The 21,086-nt window shown below is 54.3% G+C and carries 22 protein-coding genes; 3 read left to right on the top strand and 19 right to left on the bottom strand.

Features of this window, described 5'->3' with window-relative positions:
- Window positions 1-99: 99 nt before the first annotated feature.
- The 19 genes from ACVBDQ_RS02445 to ACVBDQ_RS02355 form a co-directional block, all read right to left on the bottom strand.
- Window positions 100-1,083 (bottom strand): flagellin N-terminal helical domain-containing protein, encoded by a 984-nt coding sequence (locus ACVBDQ_RS02445; protein WP_015375846.1) that lies wholly within the window; start codon window positions 1,081-1,083, stop codon window positions 100-102.
- 187 nt (window positions 1,084-1,270) lie between these two features.
- Window positions 1,271-1,510, bottom strand: a complete 240-nt coding sequence (csrA, locus tag ACVBDQ_RS02440) for a carbon storage regulator CsrA (RefSeq protein ID WP_110107534.1) — start codon at window positions 1,508-1,510, stop codon at window positions 1,271-1,273.
- 13 nt (window positions 1,511-1,523) lie between these two features.
- On the bottom strand, window positions 1,524-1,958 hold the full coding sequence (fliW, locus tag ACVBDQ_RS02435; RefSeq protein WP_110107532.1) for a flagellar assembly protein FliW: 435 nt from the start codon (window positions 1,956-1,958) through the stop codon (window positions 1,524-1,526).
- 22 nt (window positions 1,959-1,980) lie between these two features.
- Window positions 1,981-2,535, bottom strand: coding sequence for a DUF6470 family protein (locus ACVBDQ_RS02430; protein WP_110107530.1), 555 nt, complete (start codon window positions 2,533-2,535; stop codon window positions 1,981-1,983).
- A 34-nt stretch (window positions 2,536-2,569) separates the two neighbouring features.
- On the bottom strand, window positions 2,570-3,463 hold the full coding sequence (gene flgL, locus ACVBDQ_RS02425) for a flagellar hook-associated protein FlgL (protein ID WP_110107528.1): 894 nt from the start codon (window positions 3,461-3,463) through the stop codon (window positions 2,570-2,572).
- Between the two features lie 10 nt (window positions 3,464-3,473).
- Entirely contained in the window at window positions 3,474-5,069 is a 1,596-nt protein-coding gene (gene flgK / locus ACVBDQ_RS02420) for a flagellar hook-associated protein FlgK (RefSeq protein WP_446663030.1), read from the bottom strand.
- A gap of 12 nt (window positions 5,070-5,081) precedes the next feature.
- On the bottom strand, window positions 5,082-5,549 hold the full coding sequence (locus tag ACVBDQ_RS02415; protein WP_110107524.1) for a flagellar protein FlgN: 468 nt from the start codon (window positions 5,547-5,549) through the stop codon (window positions 5,082-5,084).
- 15 nt (window positions 5,550-5,564) lie between these two features.
- On the bottom strand, window positions 5,565-5,831 hold the full coding sequence (flgM, locus tag ACVBDQ_RS02410) for a flagellar biosynthesis anti-sigma factor FlgM (RefSeq protein WP_446663029.1): 267 nt from the start codon (window positions 5,829-5,831) through the stop codon (window positions 5,565-5,567).
- A 72-nt stretch (window positions 5,832-5,903) separates the two neighbouring features.
- Window positions 5,904-6,314, bottom strand: a complete 411-nt coding sequence (locus ACVBDQ_RS02405; protein ID WP_446663028.1) for a TIGR03826 family flagellar region protein — start codon at window positions 6,312-6,314, stop codon at window positions 5,904-5,906.
- A 133-nt stretch (window positions 6,315-6,447) separates the two neighbouring features.
- Window positions 6,448-6,885, bottom strand: a complete 438-nt coding sequence (locus ACVBDQ_RS02400; RefSeq protein WP_025949800.1) for a YaaR family protein — start codon at window positions 6,883-6,885, stop codon at window positions 6,448-6,450.
- Window positions 6,886-6,967: 82 nt separating this feature from the next.
- Window positions 6,968-7,795 (bottom strand): flagellin N-terminal helical domain-containing protein, encoded by an 828-nt coding sequence (locus ACVBDQ_RS02395; RefSeq protein WP_025949799.1) that lies wholly within the window; start codon window positions 7,793-7,795, stop codon window positions 6,968-6,970.
- 18 nt (window positions 7,796-7,813) lie between these two features.
- Entirely contained in the window at window positions 7,814-8,239 is a 426-nt protein-coding gene (fliS, locus tag ACVBDQ_RS02390) for a flagellar export chaperone FliS (protein WP_150825995.1), read from the bottom strand.
- Between the two features lie 55 nt (window positions 8,240-8,294).
- The gene (locus ACVBDQ_RS02385; RefSeq protein WP_150825996.1) at window positions 8,295-8,591 is read right to left on the bottom strand and encodes an EscU/YscU/HrcU family type III secretion system export apparatus switch protein; all 297 of its coding nucleotides are present in this window, start codon (window positions 8,589-8,591) and stop codon (window positions 8,295-8,297) included.
- Window positions 8,588-10,732 carry a hypothetical protein gene (locus ACVBDQ_RS02380; RefSeq protein ID WP_150825997.1) on the bottom strand — a complete coding sequence of 715 codons (2,145 nt, stop codon included), beginning with the start codon at window positions 10,730-10,732 and terminating at the stop codon, window positions 8,588-8,590. Before ACVBDQ_RS02380 ends, ACVBDQ_RS02385 begins: the two co-directional genes overlap by 4 nt.
- A gap of 72 nt (window positions 10,733-10,804) precedes the next feature.
- The gene (locus ACVBDQ_RS02375; RefSeq protein WP_446663027.1) at window positions 10,805-11,497 is read right to left on the bottom strand and encodes a ComF family protein; all 693 of its coding nucleotides are present in this window, start codon (window positions 11,495-11,497) and stop codon (window positions 10,805-10,807) included.
- Window positions 11,494-12,885, bottom strand: a complete 1,392-nt coding sequence (locus ACVBDQ_RS02370; RefSeq protein ID WP_446663026.1) for a DEAD/DEAH box helicase — start codon at window positions 12,883-12,885, stop codon at window positions 11,494-11,496. The genes ACVBDQ_RS02375 and ACVBDQ_RS02370 overlap by 4 nt, the downstream gene beginning before the upstream one ends.
- Before the next feature lie 575 nt (window positions 12,886-13,460).
- Window positions 13,461-14,306 (bottom strand): DegV family protein, encoded by an 846-nt coding sequence (locus tag ACVBDQ_RS02365; RefSeq protein ID WP_061580564.1) that lies wholly within the window; start codon window positions 14,304-14,306, stop codon window positions 13,461-13,463.
- 243 nt (window positions 14,307-14,549) lie between these two features.
- A complete protein-coding gene (locus tag ACVBDQ_RS02360; RefSeq protein WP_328092668.1) occupies window positions 14,550-15,224 on the bottom strand; it encodes a response regulator transcription factor in 675 nt (224 codons plus the stop codon).
- Window positions 15,221-16,402, bottom strand: coding sequence for a sensor histidine kinase (locus tag ACVBDQ_RS02355; protein ID WP_446663025.1), 1,182 nt, complete (start codon window positions 16,400-16,402; stop codon window positions 15,221-15,223). The genes ACVBDQ_RS02360 and ACVBDQ_RS02355 overlap by 4 nt, the downstream gene beginning before the upstream one ends.
- A 216-nt stretch (window positions 16,403-16,618) precedes the next feature.
- On the opposite strand from ACVBDQ_RS02355, the gene ACVBDQ_RS02350 reads away from it, so the two are divergent.
- From ACVBDQ_RS02350 to ACVBDQ_RS02340, 3 genes are all read left to right on the top strand, one after another.
- Complete coding sequence (locus tag ACVBDQ_RS02350) at window positions 16,619-17,260, top strand: YigZ family protein (protein WP_033014932.1); 642 nt, start codon at window positions 16,619-16,621, stop codon at window positions 17,258-17,260.
- Window positions 17,261-17,292: 32 nt separating this feature from the next.
- Complete coding sequence (locus ACVBDQ_RS02345) at window positions 17,293-18,300, top strand: LCP family protein (RefSeq protein ID WP_446663024.1); 1,008 nt, start codon at window positions 17,293-17,295, stop codon at window positions 18,298-18,300.
- Between the two features lie 238 nt (window positions 18,301-18,538).
- A complete protein-coding gene (locus ACVBDQ_RS02340) occupies window positions 18,539-20,986 on the top strand; it encodes an SH3 domain-containing protein (protein ID WP_446663023.1) in 2,448 nt (815 codons plus the stop codon).
- The last annotated feature ends 100 nt before the right edge of the window (window positions 20,987-21,086 follow it).

Genomic DNA, 21,086 nt, shown 5'->3' with positions numbered 1-21,086 from the left:
TCAGTGTGAAGCGAATGAGATTCGGAAAATTATTCCGAACAAAATAAAAGAGAACGGCCTCTCCCCGAGGTCGAGAAGAGGCCTGATTGTTCTTTTCGATTATCGCAGCAGCTGAAGCACGCTCTGCGGTTGTTGGTTCGCTTGCGCCAACATCGATTGGGCCGCTTGGGTGAGAATGTTTTGTTTCGTAAATTCCATCATTTCCTTCGCCATATCGACGTCGCGGATGCGCGATTCCGCCGCCGTCAAGTTTTCCGCCGACGTATCCAAGTTGTTGATCGTATGCTCTAAGCGGTTTTGATAAGAACCGAGACGGGCGCGCTCTGTCGAAACGGTGTTGATCGCGATGTCGATTTTCGAAATCGCCGCCGTTGCGCCGCTGAAAGACATGATATTTAAAGCATATTCAGGCGTGCTGGCGTTGCTAACGTCTGTCAATTGGTTCGTTGCACCACTTGTAAATGTAGCGCTAGAAATGCCTACCTTAAGTTCATTCGATACGCTCGTACCGTTTGAAGTAGTAGCAGCACCTAAGCCACTAGCTTTGCTACCGGCCGCTGTCCCTGCCAAGCCAAGCGCTTGGGCGCGCATATCGAAAATTTTAATTTCAAACGACTGATTGGTGTTCGCCCCGATTTGCAGTTTAATCGGGCTCGCGCCGCTCACATTGCCGTTCAACAATTTTTGCGTGTTGAATTCCGTCGTATTACCGATCCGGTTGATTTCGGACGTCAATTGGTTGAACTCTTTTTGCAGCTGCTCGCGGTCTGCTTGCGTATTCGTGCTGTTGGCCGCCTGCGTTGCCAGCTCGCGCATCCGCTGCAGGATGGAGTGCACTTCATTCAGCGCACCTTCCGCCGTTTGAATGAGCGAGATACCGTCTTGAGCATTGCGGCTCGCTTGCTCCAACCCGCGAATTTGGCCGCGCATTTTTTCCGAGATCGCAAGACCTGCTGCATCGTCGCCCGCGCGGTTGATGCGGAGGCCAGACGAAAGTTTTTCAATGGATTTCGAAGCGTTGGTCGTATTGGTCGTCAACTGCCGATACGTGTTCAACGCCGCGATGTTGTGGTTGATTCTCATGTTCTCTTCCTCCTTGAAATGATGTTTTCCACGTCCTTGTGGAACGGCGGGGCTAGGGCGAAAGTCGGCCGCCTTTCGCCGCAAGCCGCGCTCACTTTTTATATCGGCGCGTTTTTTGGAAGTTTAATAGGGAAATTTAATTTTTTTGTCGATGGAGCGAAAAAAGCGCCGTTTGGGCGCTTCAGCGTTATGGTTGTTTCCATTGTTTCAGCTTGGCGGTCAGTTCGGCGAGCGAGGCTTCGGACGCTTCGGCGGCGGCGTTGTTTTCCGCCTGAATGGCGAGGTACACTTCTTTGCGGTGAATGTCGATGTGTTTGGGCGCGTTGATGCCGAGTTTCACTTGGTCGCCTTGGATGGCGAGGACGGTGATTTCGATGTCATCGCCGATTTGGATCGCTTCTTTGAGTTTGCGCGTTAGAACAAGCATCAGGCCGCCTCCTTTACGTCGCCGCTTTTTCCGGGAAGAGGCGATGTTTCGTTTTGTACGGGGTGTTCGTTAAGATCACTTGCTTGCCGATTCGTTTTCGGGCGTTGATGACCACGGGCGCCTGCAAGTTCGCCGTCGTGTTGTCGAACGGGTCAGCAACCGTCAAGATGACGTACACCGCGACGTCGCGTTCGCTTTCGATGTCAAGCTGTTCGACCATCGCTTCATCCAGTTCAAATTCGTACGCCGGAAAGTACGAAAACGGCTCAATCAAGATAAACCCGAGCGCAGGGGTCTTGACCGACTGCAAGATGACAAACGGCGTGTCGGCGAGCGGCAAAAGGACGAACCGCTTCTCGTCCGCAAATCCAGGGAGACCGTGGGGGAAGCGGATGATGTCTTCTTCCTTCACCGCCACTGTTCCGTGGTATTTCGTGTCGATGTTCAATGCTTGCTCCTCCTCATGTTCCTCAAATGATGACGTCAATGTGAAGCGACGGGCGCTGGGCGAGATCGATCTTGACCGCCCCTTGCTGGCAGCGGATGATCGGCGCATGCGCCTTCACATTAATGCGCGGCGTGTAGGTGTTCCAGTCGATCGTGAGTCTGCCCGGTTCATAGTCGACCTTGACGCTAAACGGCGGCGGGACGAGGGCGATCTCCAACTCAAGCGGCGGGCCTTCGCTGTTGGCCTCCGCCTGCTCCACGAGAGGATCGCCGCCGTGTTCAATGCGCATCAGTTCATCGCCTTGAATGGCGGCGCGCTCGATGAAGTCGAGCACCGCTTGCCGTCCGTCAGCGGCCGCGTCTTCGATCAGCCGAAACACGTGCTTGTTGTTGACCGCCGCCCACGCCTCGGTCTGGTCGATCGTCAGGCGGGCGGGAATGGAGGCGATGCGCATGTCAGCGGGCGGTTGCTCGATCGTCATCTCCGCGGGCGGCTGGGTGATGTCAAGCCGCGCCCGTTCGCTTGAGATCGCCAGCTTGGCGTACGTCGCTTCCATCTTAAGCTGCGGAATGCGCATGGCCATCGCTCCTTTCGGCGGGCGTTACGCTAGTTTAACGCAAAAAGTCAACGAGCGTCGGCTGAATGACGCGCGCGCCGACGGCCAACGCCGCGCGGTGGACGCTTTCTTGCGTTTTCAAATCGGTGATGACTTTTTCCAGGTCAACGTCTTCGTTGTCCGACAACATTTTTTCCGCGATCACCTGCTGGCTGTCGATGCGGTCTTCCATCAGCTCGATCCGGTTCATGCGCGCGCCGAGTTCGGCGCGGACGCCGAGCAAATTCGTCAAGTGGCTGTCCAGTTTGTCTAAATAGTCGGTTATATCATCGCCGGTCGTGCTCGGATTTTCGAGGGCAGCGGCCAAGTTTTGCAAGTCCGAAAACAATCCGCTGCCCGCCCCGAACGCTGTGCTCGGCGGAATGTTGACCGGAATGTAAATGCCTTTGGCGAGCTCAATGTTCAGCTGTTGGCTGTTCGTCGACACGGAAATCGTGCCGTCCGGGTTCACCGTCACAGGCGGCTCCGTCGTTTTCGCCCCGTTGAAGATGTATTTGTCGCCGACTTTTGTATTGGCGATCGTGACCAAATGTTCGGTCAACTGGCGCACTTCTTTGGCGATCGCTTGGCGCTGCGTTTCTTCGTATGTGTCGTTGCTCGCCTGCACGGTGAGCTCGCGGATGCGCTGCAGCGCCTGCGTCGCCTTGTCAAGCGCCGAATCGGAGTTTTCCACCCAGTTGTACGCTTCCGAAAAGTTGCGTTTGAACTGCTCGACTTCGGCTAAATTCGAACGGTAGGCGATTCCTTTCATCGCCACAACAGGATCGTCCGACGGGCGGGTGATTTTTTTCCCCGTCGAAAGCTGGGTTTGATATTTGTCCAAATTGGCGTAGCTTCGGGCAATCTGCTTAAGCGTATTGTTCGCCAACATGCTTTGCGTAATGCGCATCACCGTTCACCTACCTTCCGACGACGCCCATGCCGTTGATGAGTTTATCGAGCATTTCGTCAATCACCGTGATTTGCCTTGCCGCGGCGTTGTAGGCGTGCTGGAATTTGATCATGTTCATCATCTCTTCATCGAGCGACACGGAGCTCACTGACTGCCGCTTTTCCTCCACCGACTGGCGCAGCGTTTCGCTGTTCGTTTTCATCCGGTTCGCCTGCTCGCCGTCGACGCCAAGCTGGCCGATCCAGCCTTGGTAGTTCGTTTCGACCGTGCCTGAGGAAAGCGGCAAATTCAGGGAGGCCAAGTTGACGGAGATGCCGTCTTGCAGCGAAGCGGTCGCATTGGACAAAAGCAGGCTGCGGACGTTGGCGAGGTTGATGGCGTTGTTGCCGTTCCCTGTTTCCCCGCTTTTGGTGGACGCCGCGATGTTCGCCAAATCGTCGATGTCGGCAGCGAGCTTGATCGTGTTCGCCGCGCCGCTCACGGCACTGATCCCGTCAAAAAACGGGTGATTCGTGCTTCCATTTAACCCGTAGCCCTGTTGATGAACGGCGTTGAACACCGTGCCGAACGTATAGGCGAGCTTGTCCAAGTTGGCGAGCATGTCTGGATACAGCCCTTTGACGATCGGCTGGCCGCTGGCGTCCGTTCCCGCCTGATAGCCGTATCCTTCGATCAACCCGCGCAGCTTGCCGTTGGAAAGAGCCGTGAAGGAAATGGTCGTCCCGCTGATATCAAGCGCATTGACGCCTGAAGCAGGGGGCATTTCCTTCACCCCGTCGCCGTCGACATCGCTGCCGTCGGGAAACGATACGGCAGACGCCGTGCGCCCTTGAACGAGATACACTTTCGCACTCCCGTTCATGACGTAAACGTCGTACGTTCCTTCGGCCATGGGCAAAGCGTTTCCGCCGGTTGGATGCTTTTCCACGCCGATCTCCATATACTGCGACAGCTGGTCGATCAACCGGTCGCGCTCGTCGTACAAGTCGTTCGGCAAATAGCCGTTCGGTTCGATTTCGGCGATCCGTTCGTTTAAGGCTCGGATTTGGTTGAGAAGGGAGTTGATTTCCGTCACCGTCGTGCCGATTTGCGTGCCGATGTCCGTGCGGATTTGCGTCAGTGAATTCGATAAATAGTGGAACGTCTCGACAACCGCCAACCCGCGCTGGCGGACGACGGAGCGCGCCCCTTCGTTCTCCGGCTGGGTGCTCAAATCTTGCAGCGCCTGCCAAAACTGGTCCATCGTTTTCGCCAACCCGCTGTCGGACGGCTCGTTCATGATATCTTCCATCTTCGCCACCGCATCCGCGCGCGCTTCCCAGTACCCGAGCTTGCTGTTTTCGCCGCGGTATTGGATGTCGAGGAAATATTCGCGCACCCGTTCAACCGACGACGCTTCCACTCCTGTCCCCATCTGTCCCGGGATGTTCGGGCGGTTGAGTCCGGGCGTCGGGAACGGCGGCGTCGGCTGCAGTTGAACGCGCTGCCGTGTATACCCTTCCGTATTGGCGTTGGCGATGTTATGGCTTGTCGTGTACAAGGCGGCTTGTTGGGCCATCATGCCGCGTCGGGCGGCTTCAAGGCCATGGAATGTCGAGAGCATCGTTCTTCCTCCTTACGCTTTCGATTCAAACAGCGGTCGCTCGGGCGAAGGGGCATATTGTTGCGTGCGGCTGTAGGTGGACAGCGTCGGGGCGAACGTCTCGATCATCGCGGTGACAAACTGGAGCGACTGTCCAATGAGCTGGCGGTTTAATTCATTCGCCTCGGCCACCGCGTTCACAGCGGTCTGAAGCCGCGCTTGGCATTCCCTCAGCTCCTCGCGCTCCTTGCCTTTTGCCAGATCCATGCATCGGGAGAGGGTCGCCGCCTCATCGCCGAGCGTCTCCTTCAGCCATCGCTGCCGCCGTTCCTCGAGCTGGCGGATGGCCAAAATATGCTTCTGTTCATCCGCAAGCAAAGCCGACAGCGCCTCGATGTCGTTTTTCTTCAACGCTTCCGTCTTCCTCCTCGACAGCGCCAGCAAGCTTTCATAAAGCTCACTGTGCGCCCGCAATAGATGAATGAGTGGGGCAAATGCCATCACGATCCGCTTCCTTTATCGGTGATTTCGGTAATAGTCGATCATCCGTTTGGCGACCGCCCGCGGGTCGACTTGGTAGGCGCCGGTCTCAATTTGTTGGCGCAGCTCCTCCAGCTTCGCCTGCCGCGCCCGTTCCCAGCTTGTCGCTTCTTGCAACTCTTTCGCTTCTTTGGAAATTTCCACTTGATCGCCCTTCGTCTTCCCCGCCGCTAGACGCTCCGTTTTGGCGAACTGACGTTGATATGGGTTGACGTTCATCGAACCGATATGGTGGATTTTCATCGCGTTCACCTCGCTTGAGAGACACAGTTCACATCGCGCTACTGTTTATATCGGAACGTTAAGGGAAAATGTTTAGCGTTCTTGATCGTCCTGAATGTAATAAGTGGCGCGGCGGGAACGAGCTTCTTTTTCCTTCCCCCCCTCCGCCCGCCGCAAGTCAGCCTGCAGTTGGCCGAGGCACTTGGCGCACAACCGCCCTTCACGGATCAGCGCGCCGCACGAGTCGCACGGATAGCCGAGATTCGGGAAATGGACAAGCTGCAGCCGCCCCGCGCGAATCCATTTGATGATCAACTTCTCCTCAACGCCTGTCGCCTCCACCACTTGCGCCATCGTCGCCGTGCGGTTTTCCCGTCTGCGCAAAAACGCGTAAACGCGTTCAAATTGCCGTTCTTCTTCTTGATAGCACGACTCGCATACGTCGCGGACAGAGTGTTTGACAAACAACCGCCCGCACTTCGCGCAATTGGCCAACTCCGCCATCGTCTTCCCCTCCCGATTGTCGACATCAAACGGCTTGGTCTGATCATATAAGCTCTCCTGCTTTTTCATGCAGCCGCACAGTAGCATGTTGGACTCACTATGGCCAATGGAGGCGTTTCAGCCTGCCGATGGGTCATGTATAGATGTTGATGATCAGTCCTTGAATCTCACCAACGAGCCGCAAAATCTCGAGTCCACGCTGTTCTTTTTGCAGCACTTCATTCGTCAGTTCAACGAGCTTTTGATCGACTTCCTTCACGAGCTTATAAATGCGCGCGCGCCCGCCGCGGCTGAATCCGCGTTGTTCCTCGAGCTGCAGGCCGTTTTTCACCGCGTCGTCCAAAAACGACTTGACGAGCTGTTTGTATTTGCGCAAATCCTCAACCGTCCGCGACTCGGCAAGCTTCTTCCCTTGCTCCTCGATTTGGCGGACTTGTTCGTTGATTCGCTCCCATACAACATCGCGGCGTGTTTTCGCCATCACTTCGGTGAAGGACACTGATTCCGTGGGAACGTCATTTTTACGGCCCACATTCGCCAGCCCTGTGCGCGTCACTTTTTGCACTTCCATTGCCATCACCTCTCGCTACCCCCATTATCGCACAACCATAGCAAAAGGGCGAGGCGTTTATGCCCCGCCCGATGCGGTCCGATTAGCTTTTCAAAAGCTGCAAAATCCCTTGCGGCAGCTGGTTCGACTGCGCGAGCATCGCCTGCGCCGCCTGCGTCAAGATGTTGTTTTTCGTAAACTCCGCCATCTCCATCGCCATATCCGTATCGCGGATGCGGGATTCGGCGGAAGTTAAGTTTTCATTCGCGGTTGTCAAGTTGTTAATGGTATGCTCTAGGCGGTTTTGGTAAGCGCCCATCTTAGAACGGGATTTGGATACGGAGATGATGGCATTATCCAATGTTGTGATCGCATTCTGGGCATCAGTAATCGTTTTAATATTTAAATTGCTAATGTCTGTAGCGTCCTCGCCAAGAGAGTTTTTCAATTGCTGTTTCCAAGATAATGTCAACGTTTGCCCATTGTTGGCTCCAAGTTGGATATCGATATTTTGATCAGCAGCAAGAATATTCATTTTGTTAAATTGCGTATCTTGTCCAATACGATCAATTTCTTCAATCAACTGCTGAAACTCGCTGTCAAGCGCTTCTCGATCCGTATCTTGGTTCGTTCCATTCGCCGCCTGCACAGCCAGCTCGCGCATCCGCTGCAGGATGCTGTGGACTTCGTTTAACGCCCCTTCCGCCGTTTGAATGAGCGAAATCGCATCGAGCGCGTTCCGTTCTGCCATTTGCAGGCCGCGAATTTGCGAGCGCATTTTTTCCGAAATGGCAAGCCCCGCCGCGTCATCAGCGGCGCGGTTGATGCGCAAGCCGGAGGAGAGGCGCTCTAAGTTTTTCGAGATGCTTGACTGGTTGGCTGCCAAATTGCGGTAGGCGTTGAGCGCTTGAATGTTATGGTTGATTCGCATCAAAACCGACTCCTTTGCTTAAGATTGCTCATAGGCGATGAACTGCTCATACGCCGCTGTTTTAGGATTTCGCGCCGTTTGCGCAGAAGAGGCGCCGCTTTTGAGCGCCTCGTTCCAAGCGGTGGCGATCGTAGTCGTTAATTGCCACACTTCCTGAACAATCTTCACGTCTTTTTTCATATTCGCCTCGATCAGACGCTCAGCCATATAATTGTAGAGCGCGTCCAACTGATGGGCGATGATGCCTGCGTCATAGCGCAATCCCACGCCGAGGCGGCGAAGGATGTCGTTTCCTTTTTGCAGCTGCTTGTTCGCTTTCCAATAGTCTTTTTGTTCAAGGGCCGCGATGGCCTCTTCCAAACATTCCATCAATCCTTCATATAGCAATGCCGTCAGTTGCTGCGAGTTTTTTTGGTAAATCCATTCCTCGGTTAAAAAGTCCAACGCCGTGCCCCCCATTTGCCCTCTGTTTTTTATATCGGCGATGAGTCGACAATGTTTAAGCATTTTTTTCAATTTCTTCAATCAAAATCAAAATTTCGGCAATGACCCCATACAATTGCGGCGGAATGCGGTCGCCAAGATCAAGCTGAAGCAAGTTTTGCACGAGCAATGGATCCTCTTGAATCGGGATGTGATGCTGTTTCGCCAGTTCAATGATTTTCTGCGCCACATGTCCGCTCCCTTGAGCAACGACAGTCGGCGACTGGCCTGACGATTCGTCATAGCGGATGACAGCCGCCGTTGGGCCGTTCATATATCTCTGCTTTTTTTGGTTGAAATATTTCGTCATCATATCGTGAAATCGTACCCTCTTTCCGTAAACGGTCCGTACAGGCGAACGGATGGAACCCGTTTTTCTTCTTCCTGCCGCTTCGTTTCATTCGTCAGCTTTGTGATGTTGACCATTTTGACGTGGTAGCCGATCTCCTCCAATCGCTTTTTCGCCATATCGATGAACGGCGCGGCTTTTTCGGCAAAATCATCGCGGTCGTTGCGAAGGGTGACGGACAAGCTTCGCTCATTGGCTTGAAGCAAAATGCCGAGGTCTCCTAGCTTTTTCGTTTCCAGCAAGAAATAGAGCTGACAGTTTTCCCAATCGATTCGCTCGCCATCTTGGCGGGCGTTGACATAGACGTTGACGTTCCGCACTTCATTTTGCCATCGCAACGGCAAGGAGAAGAACAGGCTTTGCATGCCCACTCCTGCGTCCCATCGGTTTAGCAGCTGTTGACCCGTCAAATTCGTTAACGCCTGTTCCGCCTGTCGGGCGATGGGCTCATTTCCGCTTTGCGCGAGCTGCAGAAGCATTGCCTTCATGTTCTGTGGCGTCCCTTCCCCGTTGGCATCTTTCTGCACGAGCGACTCAGCCGCCTCATAATCGTGTGTAAAGCCAAAGCGGCGAAGTGCTTCAAACAATTGCCGTGCGGATGGCCCGTCAACGAACGGCTGCGCCGCTTCGTTCATTTGCCGGAAAAATGTTTCTGACAAATCCGTCTGCGGTTCGCCCAAACCGACCACAAAATGCTTCACTTTTGCTTCGGAAAGTTTCAGTTCCATATTCGCAAGGGTCTCTTTTACCCCATTGACCAATTTTCGAGCGCCTTGCTCATCCCCTTGACGAAGCCGCTTTTTCGCTTCGGCCAGCTGGGAGCTCGCCTTCATCAGCTGCTTTTCCGTCGCCATGTCCGTAAACAGCATCAAATCACTTTTTAAAATGACGTTATCCAACTGCTTAATGGCGCTTTCCAAGTACTGTTTTGTCTGCAAGCGGGCGGCTTGTCCTCCTTGTTCCATCCAGTGCAGCACCGTCTCCAAATGGCGCATCACATGGCGCTTCACAATCTGAAAGTCACGGGACGTCTGTGCCATTTTGGCTGTGACCGTTTGCACGAGAAAGTCCTTCGTTTGCATCGGCACACTCGCTTGCATCCATGTTCCATTAAGCGGAACATGGTCCGATGATCCCGAAGAAAGGGCTTGTTCCATGTCACTCAACATATCGAACAACGCTTTCCGGGCAGCAAGCTCTCTTCCGCTTTCCATCGACTGGCGCGCTTCTGTCAATGCTTCGTTGAACGCCTGCCTCCAGGCAGGATGAATCTGAACTCCTTCTCCAATCTCCTTTTGAATCAAGTCAAGCGCTTGTTCAAGATGCGGCTCTTTTTTCAGTTGCTCGATGGCATGAAGAACCTTGTCGCGCAATAAATTGATCGCTTGCATCATCTCTGTGCCATTTGCCTTTTGATGCGGTTCGGACAAAAGAGCTGTTAATCGTTGCAGCAATTGTTGAACGAATTCTTGTGGAGAACCAACACGGGACATAGAAGTTGACGCACTGTCGTCCAATTTTCCTTCCATGGAAACGCGGAACTTCTTTTGTTCATTCACCTTAAGCTCCTCTACCATATCTACGAGCCTCTCTCCGAGCGGCTTCCCATGCAGCGCCTCATGGACGGCCGCAAGATGAACGCCCGTCAGTTCTAAATGCTTATTGATGACCGCGCGGACGGTATCGAGTTTTTGCTCTGCGGTGCCTGGGGCTTCGGTGAAAAAGGTACGCAAGGTGGAAACGATCTCTTTTGTGAGCGATTGTCCATGTTTTTGCAGCCAAGCCCCGACCTGTCTCAGCTCAGGCGATAACGGTTCAGAAGCAGAAAAATGAACCGCTTGTTTGTCCGTCTCTTGGGGGGGACGGGGAACGATTCGCGCCACTGGAACTCCGTCTTGTTCCCCGACGATCTTGATGGCCACACGCCCTTCCTGCGGCCATTCCCCTTCCGTTCGCACCTGCACTTCGATCCCTTTGATCACGACAACGGCGGCGCCGCCTTGGCTTTCTTTGATGACGGCATCGTATGTTTCCCCTTTTTGCACCACCAGCGTTTGATTTGGCGACGTTATCGATTGCCTAGTCAAAACGTTGCGAATTTCCATCCCCGTTCACCTTCCGCTCCATTCGGTTGCTACTGTTTATATCGGCATCCTGCAGGCAAATGTTTAGCCTGCTCACGCCCGCACCAACGTCAACGCCCCCACCTCGGCCGCCCCCGCTTCAAGCAAAACAAGGGCGGCGTGGCGGATGGTGATGCCCGTTGTGTAAATGTCGTCGATCAGCACGATTCGTTTTCCGTCAAGCGGGGGATGATCGGCAAGGAAAAATGGGTTGTCGGTCTCGAGCCGCTCGCGGCGCGATTTTTTCGATTGCTTTTCGGAATGTTTACGGGCCAGCCAAGGGAAATACAGGGATGGAAGCAGGCGGGCAAGCGCTTCCGCTTGGTTGAAGCCGCGCTCATCGAGGCGATCGCGGCTCAGCGGGATCGGAACGATGCACCAATCGCGGCCGAAATGTCGGCGAAACGCTTGGGAAAACGGTCGGCGGAACGCCTCGACGACGATATAGTCGCCGCGGAACTTCCATAAGGCGACGACGTCTTTCATCCAGTCGTTGTATACATAGACGGATCGGTTTTTCACGAGCGCCCTCCCCCATTGTTCATCATCCTGCCACCTTAGACAGTCGGCGCACAGCGATGGCTTGGCTTCCTCAAGCGGACGGCCGCACATCTCGCAAAGGCGGCCGCGAATGACGGCGAACGACCCGCGGCAGCGCGGGCAAAGGACGTCAAGGTCTTCGAGGAAAAGAAGCTGGCGCCAGCTGTTAATCGGGTTATATGGAGAATGGCAAAGAAGGCAGTTCATCGATGCAGCAACCCCCTTTTCTTTGCTGTCTCATTCATGCGGACAATGTGGCGGCGCGCCCGCACCATCTCGTTCGTTTTTCCGTGATGGAAAAAGCGGACGTCGCCATCCGGAAACGCCGCGTGGCGGCCGACGCGGCCGGCGATTTGCACGAGAGCGCTTTCCGTAAAGATGCGGTCTTCGGCGCCAAGGACGGCGACATCGATGTTCGGTACCGTCACGCCGCGCTCAAGAATCGTCGTCGTCACAAGCAGCGGAACGCGCCCGTCGCGAAACGCCTGCACATGATCGGCGCGATCCGGGGCTTCGGCGTGGACGCCGACGATGCGGGGATCGACCCGTTGCAACAGGCCGGCGACCGCCTCAAGCTCATCGATGTGTGGGACGAACAAAAACGCTTGCTTTCCTTGTTCAAGGCGCTGGAGAACCCATGAGAAGACGTTTTCAGGCAAGCGGCCGCGCTCGAGCCGCTTGCGCCAATTGCCGCACCATTCAAGCACGGGGACGGGGAGCGGATGGCCGTGATAGCGGGCGGGGATGACGACGGCGTTCCGTTTGCCACGCGCAATGTCACGCTGCCAAGCACGCGATGGGGTGGCGGTTAAATAAATGAGGCTCGACTGTTCTTTCCGCGCTTGACTGACGGCGTATTCAAGCATCGGTTCAACCGAATACGGGAAGGCGTCGACTTCATCGACGATCATAACGTCAAATGCGCGGTAGGCTCGCAGCAACTGGTGGGTGGTGGAGAGGACCAAGGAAGCGATCCGCCCGCGCTCTTCGCTTCCGCCGTGCCAAACAGCGAGCGGAACGCGCGGGAACGCTTGGCGAAAGCGGGGAGCAAGCTCGCGGACAACATCGGTCCGTGGCGTGGCGAGGCCAACGCGCCAGCCCTTCTCGAGCGCGGCGGCGATGGCGGGAAACAAAATCTCGGTTTTCCCTGCACCGCATACGGCCCAAACGAGCAGTTCGCTTCGGTCCAGCACCGCCTGGCGGACTGCCTGGGCAGCCTCCGCCTGAGCGGCGGACAGTTCCCCGTCCCAGGAAAGCGGCGCCTCGTGCGGCTCGGACGGAAGCGGCATCGTCACGTGCACAAGGCGGGTGCAGGAGCTGATGCGCCCCATCACGAGACACTTGCGGCAATACGCGCAATCTGTCCCGCAGCGGGCGCACGGAAACGAGGCGAACAGACGACGATCGTCGTTTCCGCAACGGACGCAGCGCCAGCCGCGCGCTGTGTTGATGAGCCCGGGCTGTTCGCATAGCGAACCGGTCTGGATGGCGGCAGCGACTTCTCCATCGGGAAACGGCAGCTGCTCTCGGGGTAGGCGCTGGCCATTGAGCCAGACGACAAGCGGCGAAGCAGCGGTTGATGGGGGGATGTACAATGAGCATCACTCCTTTTGTCATTCAGGAAAAGCATGTCTCTGAGATCCTAACAGAGCGGGTGACGCGGCAAAAACGCCTTGGAAAACACCCTCTCCCCAAGTTGAGAGGCTTGAAACGCATAAAGGGACAGAAAGAGCGATCTCACGGCATTCTTTAGAAGGCTGGTAATAAAAAACAGACGCCATGCACAAAACGGCAACATTCGATCAAAAAAGAAAGTGGAGGTGAAAAGGCCTTTCCAAATGGAACAAGGATGTGGTTTGACCGTCTTTTTCACGACATATCGGTCTTCAAAAGAAATGGATGCAGCAAAACTTGACGCCAGCGAAGATTCACAGAAGAGTCACGGAGTCGATCGACAACGTGTTTCGACAACATTCCCGGGGAAATAGCGACAAATTTTTCAGGAAAGGAAAACGGTTCGACAAGTTCGGCCAGTACCGCATCTCCGGTCCGTTTCATAAGGAGGTGAGAAAACGAATGTAAAACAAATTCGCCGCCGCACAGGGCGGAGCACACCGTTCCGCCTTGTGCTCGGCTGCAGCGCCTCGAGGCGGCGCTTTGCGGCCTCGGCTTATGGCTGATACCACGTCAGCCCGAGCGCGCCTTCGCCGACGTGCGTGGCGATGACGGGGCCAAAATAGCTGATCGAAAATTCGACGTGCGGATAGCGGGCGGACAGCTCATCGCGCCAGCGGTGCGCTTCATCGGGCTGGTTGGCGTGGATGATGGCGGCTTTGAGCGGCACACCCTTTTCCGCATCTTCGGCGAACAGCTCTTCGATGCGGTGGATCGCTTTTTTGCGCGTGCGGATTTTTTCAAACGGCACGATCACTTTGTTTTCAAAGCGAAGAAGCGGCTTGATTTGCAAGAGGCCGCCGATGAACGCCTGCGCGCCAGTCAGCCGTCCGCCGCGCTGCAGGTGGGACAAGTCGTCGACCATAAAGTAGGCGCGCAACGTCCGCTTCATCTCATCAAGACGGGCGAGAATCTCCTCCGGCATTTTCCCCGCCTTCGCCATCTCGGCGGCTTCGATGGCGTAAAACCCTTGCGCCATGCAGCTGATTTCCGAATCGTAGGCGTAAACGCGCAGGCCATCCACCATCGTCCCTGCCGTGACCGCGCCTTGATACGTGCCGCTGATGCCGCTTGAAAGGTGGATGCTGATGACAGCGTCGTACCCTTCCTCACGAATGGCAGTGAACAAGTCGACAAATTCGCCGACTGAGGGCTGCGATGTCGTCGGCAGCTTAGGATTCTGCTTGATTTTGACAAAAAATTCATCCGCCGTCATATCGATCTCTTCGCGATATGTTTCGTCCCCAAAAATGACGCTGAGCGGAATCATCCGGATGCCGAGCCGCTCGCGCACGTCTTTCGGCAAATAAGCCGTGCTATCGGTGACAATCGCAATTTTCACAGGCGCCATTCCTTCCTGATTCAGCATTTTCTGCCATTATACCAAAAAGACTCGTTGTCCACCACCGCTCGATGCATGAGGAGGCAAAGAACGCGGGCAGGCCGTGAAGCGGAACATCGTTGATCCTCATGCAACGCTTTGCCCAAGCCGCTCCTTCGCCGCCAAACGGCGCATCGATGCCACAGGAAGCCGCTTCGATCGTCAACGCACCGCTGCAAAGACTGGCGAGAGCCCCCGTTCCGTTCAGCGCACCTCCACCCAGCCGTTTTTGATCGCGACCACAACGGCTTGCGTCCGGTCGTTGACGTTTAATTTTTGCAAGATGCTGCTAACGTGGTTTTTCACCGTTTTTTCGCTAATGTACAGCGCTTCGCCGATGGCGCGGTTGCTTTTGCCGTCAGCCAACAGCTGCAGCACTTCGCACTCGCGCCGCGTCAATAAATGCAGCGGACGGCGCACTTCTTGTTTGACCGCCACGCCGCCTTTTTCCGACGTCAAGCGGCGGTATTCGCGAATCAAGTTGTGCGTCACTTTCGGATGCAAATACGATCCGCCTTCTGCGACGATTCTCACCGCCTCAATGAGCGTATCGGCATCCATCTCCTTCAGCAAATACCCGGTCGCTCCCGTCTGCAAGGCGCGCATGACATAGTGTTCATCGTCATGAATCGACAGCACGACGACTTTCGTATCAGGGTAAGCTTCAATCAGCTGTTTCGTCGCCTCAACGCCGTTGATGTCCGGCATATTGATGTCCATTAGCACCAAATCGGGGCGGTATGTTTCGACGATCGAAAGCACTTCGCTTCCGTCGCTTCCTTCCGCCACGACTTCAAAATCGCCCTCAAATTCCAAAATGCGCTTGATGCCCTCGCGAAACAGCTGGTGATCGTCGATAATCGCGATGCGTGTTTTCATCGTTTCCTCTCCTCCTTGTTCGTTTCGTCAGTCGAACGGTCGAGCGGAACGCGAATGAACACGGTCGTTCCGCTGCCAATCTTTGAGCGGATGTCGAGCGTGCCGCCGAGCAGCTCCACCCGCTCCCGCATGCCAATCAAGCCGAACGCATTTTCTTTTTTGACCGATGGATCAAATCCTTTGCCATCGTCCTTGACGCTAACAAGCAGATGGCGGCACGTCACTTCCATTTTGACGTCGATGTGGCGCGCTTCGGCGTGCTTTAAGGCATTTTGCACCGACTCTTGGACAAGGCGAAACACGGCCGCTTCCATCCGCGACGGCAGCCGAATTTCTTCGCCGATATGTACAAAGGAAATATGGACTCCGTTATTATATTCTTCGGTCGTTTGCAAGTATTTTTTTAGCGTCGGAACCAGTCCTAAATCATCAAGCGCCATCGGCCGCAAGTCGTAAATGATGCGGCGCACTTCGGACAAAGCCGAACGCACCATTTTGCGAAAATCACGAATCTCGGCGATCGCCGCCTCTGTCCCTCGCTCTTTGATCACCTTTTCGACGAGATCCGATCGAAGCAGGACATGCGCAAGCAGCTGCGCCGGGCCGTCATGGATTTCCCGCGACAGCCGCCGCCGCTCTTCTTCCTGGGCTTCGATGATTTTCAGCCCGAATTCTTGCTTTTGCTTCGCTCCTTCAACGAGCTCGCTGACCTGGCGGAAATCGCTGTTTAAGTAGTGGAGCACGACCGTAATTTGCCCGACTAAATGGTCGGCACGTTCGATAATTTGCGCAAGGCTCGCCAATCTCCGCTCGAGTTCATCGCGGCGCAGCCGCAGCTGTTTCTCCCGCTCGCGCACCATCGTCAGCTTTATATGCAGCTCGTGCGCCGCTTCATACGCCTCGCGAATATCTTGCTCCGAGTGGGTCGAAAAGTTTTGGCTCACTTCCGACAGGCGGCGGCGCGCCCGGCGCGCCTTCATTTCCAGCTGATCCGCTTCTTCGATCGCCTGCACGGTCAGCCGCTTCACCTCCTCAAGTTCGCGAAGCAAATGGTCGTGCTCTTGACGCGACTGCTCCCCGATGCGAAAAATTTCATCTTTGCTATGTTGAACGGTGTCGATCATTTTTTCGACAATCCGATCTAACTGCTTTACGTCCCACTGTTTTGCCTTAGCCATTTGCCAACCTCCAACAGCGCTGCCAAGCGGTGCGCATGGGCGCCAGCAAAATTTGTTTGAAGGAAAAAAGTTGTCGATTTATAATAATAAAAGCATGCCCTATCTATTGCTCTTTTATTTTTAGTTTACCATAATGAGAGTAGAGCGCTAGCCGTTCTTGCAAAAAAATGAACAAATAAACCGTTTGCACAATGTTGATCGTTGAGGTGTTTCGTTTTGTTGCAAAAATATTACACGGTTAAAGGATACGGTGAACACGAAATCGTAATTGAAAAATCACGGTTTATCTGCTATGTCAACCGCGCGGAAACGGAAGAAGAGGCTATCGCCTTTATTCAACAGATCAAGAAGAAGCATTGGGACGCCACCCACAACTGCTCCGCCTATTTGATTGGGGAGCATGACCAAATCCAAAAAGCGAACGATGACGGTGAGCCGAGCGGCACCGCAGGGGTGCCGATGCTTGAGGTGCTGAAGAAAAAAGGATTGAAAGACACCGTCGCCGTCGTCACCCGCTACTTCGGCGGCATCAAGCTCGGCGCGGGCGGGTTGGTGCGTGCATACAGCCGCGCCGTCTCAGAAGGCCTGAACGCCGCAGGCATCGTCGAACGCCGGCTCATGCGCGTCATGCAGGTGACGATTGACTATTCGTGGCTTGGGAAGGTGGAAAATGAGCTGCGCTCTTCCGTATATACTATTAAAAATATCCAATATGCCGACCGCGTCACGTTTGATGTTCTCGTTCCCGAGGACGGCCAGTCTTCGTTCGGCGAGTGGATGACCGAACTGACAAACGGAAGGGCGGACATTCAGGCGGGAGCGATGGAGTATGCCGAACGGTTGCTTCCGTCTTCCTAAAACGACACCGTAAAGGAAAGAAGGGTTAAACGATGAATCATACAAGAAAAACGGTGAAAAAGCGAAAGAAAAAAAAGCGGCTCCGCCGATTATTTTTGCTCGTGTTTCTTCTTTTGCTCGGGGGTGTCGGCGCCTTTGGCTACAATATTTACTCCGAGACGAAACAGGCGTCAAGCAAAATGTATCAAGCGCTTGATCCATCAGGCAAGTCGGCAAGAAACATTGAGATGCGCAAAGACCCATTTACCGTTCTGTTAGTCGGAGTGGAAAACCAGTACCACGACGAGGAGGGGCGGTCTGATGTCGTCATGCTGTTGACCGTCAATCCGAAGACGAACAAAGTGTATTTGTTGAGCATTCCCCGCGACACGCGCGTTTACATCCCGAGCGAAGGGCGGAAAGACAAAATCACCCATTCCTACAGCTACGGCGGCATTCAATCAACCATTGAAGCCGTCAATGAGCTGATCGATGTACCGATTGACTATTACGTGACAACCGATTTTGACGGGTTCCAGAAAATTGTCGATTCCTTAGGCGGCGTCACGGTGGATGTTCCGTTCACATTCAAAGCCCAACTGACCGGCTCCCTCAAATGGCATACGTTCCATAAAGGCAAACAAGAGTTGAATGGCAATGAAGCGCTCGCCTATGTGCGCATGAGAAAATCGGACCCTCGCGGCGATCTTGGGCGGAATGAACGGCAGAAACAAGTCATTCGTGCCATTATTGACAAAAGCACATCCATCACCTCGCTGCCGAAGCTGGATGACATCATCGCCGATTTAGGGGATCACGTGCGGACGAACATCCCTCCGGCCGATTTGTTGTCGTTCATCTATGTCTATCAAAAAATGAAAAACGCGGATGTAGAAAATTTGCATTTGAAAGGATACGACGAAACGATCAACGGCGTGTACTACTACATCCCCGACGAGCAATCGGTCAACTCAATCAATGAAACGCTGCGGCAAGCGCTCGAGACGTCCAACGCCTCCCTCACGCGCAGCGATTCACCATCCACACAAAACCAAAATTAACGATCACAAAGAAGGTGCTCCCAAACGCAATGGGGCGCCTTTTTCCATTTACAGCGTATATCATGCCGCAATGATGATGAAAGAACACAACTTTTCATGTCCTCTGTTTTTTTTCTCTTTTTCAACAAAACTTTTCATTTTTTCTCATAATAGGACTGAATTCGGGTTGGATAAAACGGCAAAATTCGCTATGATAGTATAGAAAACACAAACTTGAGAAAAAGGGGGGATCGAATCCTTGAAAAAAACACTTCTTTCCGTCTTGTTGGCGACTTGCCCGCTGTGGCCGTCGGCCGCCTTGGCCGCCGATGGAAGTCCGTCCTCATCCTCACCGACACTCATGGTCGCGGAGCATAACGCTTTGCTGAGGAGAGGAGCGACGGATTCCTATCAAATCGTCGAATCCATTTCCGCTGGCCAACAAGTAAAGGTCATCGACAAGTTCCAAAACGCTGCTGGCGAAACGTGGTATCGCATCGAATATAAGGGCATCACAGGCTGGGCGCGGGCAGACGACTTTTCTGAAGCGCATGTCTCTTCCGCCTTCCCTAACGTGATGTTCGCCAAGCAAGACTCGTTGCTGAAAAGAGGGGCAACCGATTCATATCGGGCCGTTGGTTCGATTCCCGCTGGCCAACAAGTGAACGTCATAGACGAGTTTCAAAACGCCTATGGTGAAACGTGGTACCGCATCGAGTACGGAGGCGTCACCGGCTGGGCGCGTGCGGACAGCTTTTCCAACCAACCACCTTCCATGCTCGTCGGAAAGCGTGCGGTCATCGCCGCCAACGACATCGCGATGCGCAAGGGGGCATCCCCTTACTATCCGGTCGTCAAAACACTGTCTAACGGCGATGTCGTCTCCATCATGGCCGAGTTCACCAATTCGCTCGGGGAACAGTATGTGCGTGTGGAGTGGGCGGGAGTCAAAGGATGGGTGAAAACGGAACAGATCTACATACCCAAACAGCTTCCGACACTTTTGCCGACATTCATGAACCTTGTGCAGTCCTCCCCGGTTCGCCGCGGGGCGAGCGTCCATTACCGCGCCGTCGCCACAGTGTCACGCGGTCAATCTGTCAAAGTGATCGATTTGTTCGTCACAAATGGTCAGGAACTTTGGTACCGCGTTGATCTCGGACATGTCCGGGGATGGGTGTCGGAAAAAGTGTTGACGATGTCATCAACCATTTCGGTTCCAAGCGGTGTCTCGGATACGTCCAGCATCTCAGGCCAGCCGCTGACGGTCAGCGTGTCGGTCGCCAATGTGCGGCAAGCTCCATCTTTAAAAGCAAAAGTCGTCACCCAACTGAAAAAAGGAATCAAACTGAACAGCCTGTCAAGCGCCAAAGATGCGTCGGGAGCGCTTTGGTACAAAGTGTCCCTCAATGGAAAAACGCTCGGCTGGGTGCACGAGACGGTCGTAACCAAATCCTACCTTTCCCCACCAGCCAGCCAGGGGAAGCAAAAGCAGGTGACAACCGCTAATGCGGCGCTGTTTGCCGAACCTTCGTCGAGCGCCGCCGTCATCGAGCGGATTGCGAAAAACCGAACGGTCACGGTTTTGAAGACGACAGAAGCATCTCCGTTCGACTGGGTGCAAGTCACCTCTGCATCGGGGAAAACGGGATGGATGCCGGCGTTTGAAGTCAACGCCCCATCCTACGTATACGTCAAACGGGCGGGCACTCCGCTGCGCCGAGGCGCCTCTTCAAACTATCAATCGTTGAAGACGCTGGCAGCGAATGAGCGGCTTGCTGTCCTTTACGAATATCATGGATGGCTGAATGTCGAAACATCCAATGGCGTCCGCGGATGGGTGGAAGAATCGAGCACCTCTACCGTCGCCTTAAATAGTCTCGTGGAACCGACGTTTTCGACCATCAACGACAATGCCTATTTGACGTGGAAAAAAACGTCTAATTTCCGCGTCTCCTATTCGTTGTTGCCTGGCAATCGCCTGAAAATCACCGGCTCGTTTTCCTACGCTGAAGTCCCGTCGACCGATATTCCAGGCATCCAAACCGTGGAATGGACCGGCAGCAGCCTGCTCATCACCTTTGAACCGGGGTACACGTTCACCCTTCGCCATTACAGCGACCGATTGGCGCTGAAAATTCTCGAGACCGGACTCAAGGGCAAAAAAATCATCATTGACGCAGGGCATGGGGCGCACGACACCGGGGCGATCGGCCCTGGCGGCACGCGGGAAAAAGATATTACTCTCGACACCGCCTTATTGCTAAAAGAAGAATTGGAGCGGGCCGGAGCGATCGTGAAATTGACGCGAAGCACCGACATCTTTTTGGAGCTGTCGGAACGGACATGGATCGCCAACAGTTCCGACTACGACGCCTTTATCAGCATTCACGCCGACTCGTACTCGCGGACATCTCGCGGAACGACAACGTACTACAACGTATCGAGCAACTTCAATGGGCCAAAAAGCGAGCAGTTGGCCGCCATCGTGCAAAAACATCTTGTCCAACAGCTCGGAACATATGACCGCGGCCATAAAACGCAAGACTTTTACGTCAACCGGAAAAACGAGCTGCCGAGCATTCTCGTTGAGCTCGCCTTCATCTCCAATCCAAATGAAGAGGCGCAGCTCAAAACGAAAGCGTTCCGCCAAAAAGCGGCCGTCGGCATTCGCGAAGGATTGGAAGAGTATTTCAGTCAATTCTAGTTTGTTCGTATTCGGAGAATAATAGCATGAGAAGGCCGATGATGCAACGGATATAAAGCTTTGGCAACGGTGTTTCTCAAGCTGGAGAAACATGGCAACA

This window comes from Geobacillus sp. CCR (assembly GCF_052906625.1).
This window is presented reverse-complemented; position numbering and strand designations above follow the sequence as displayed.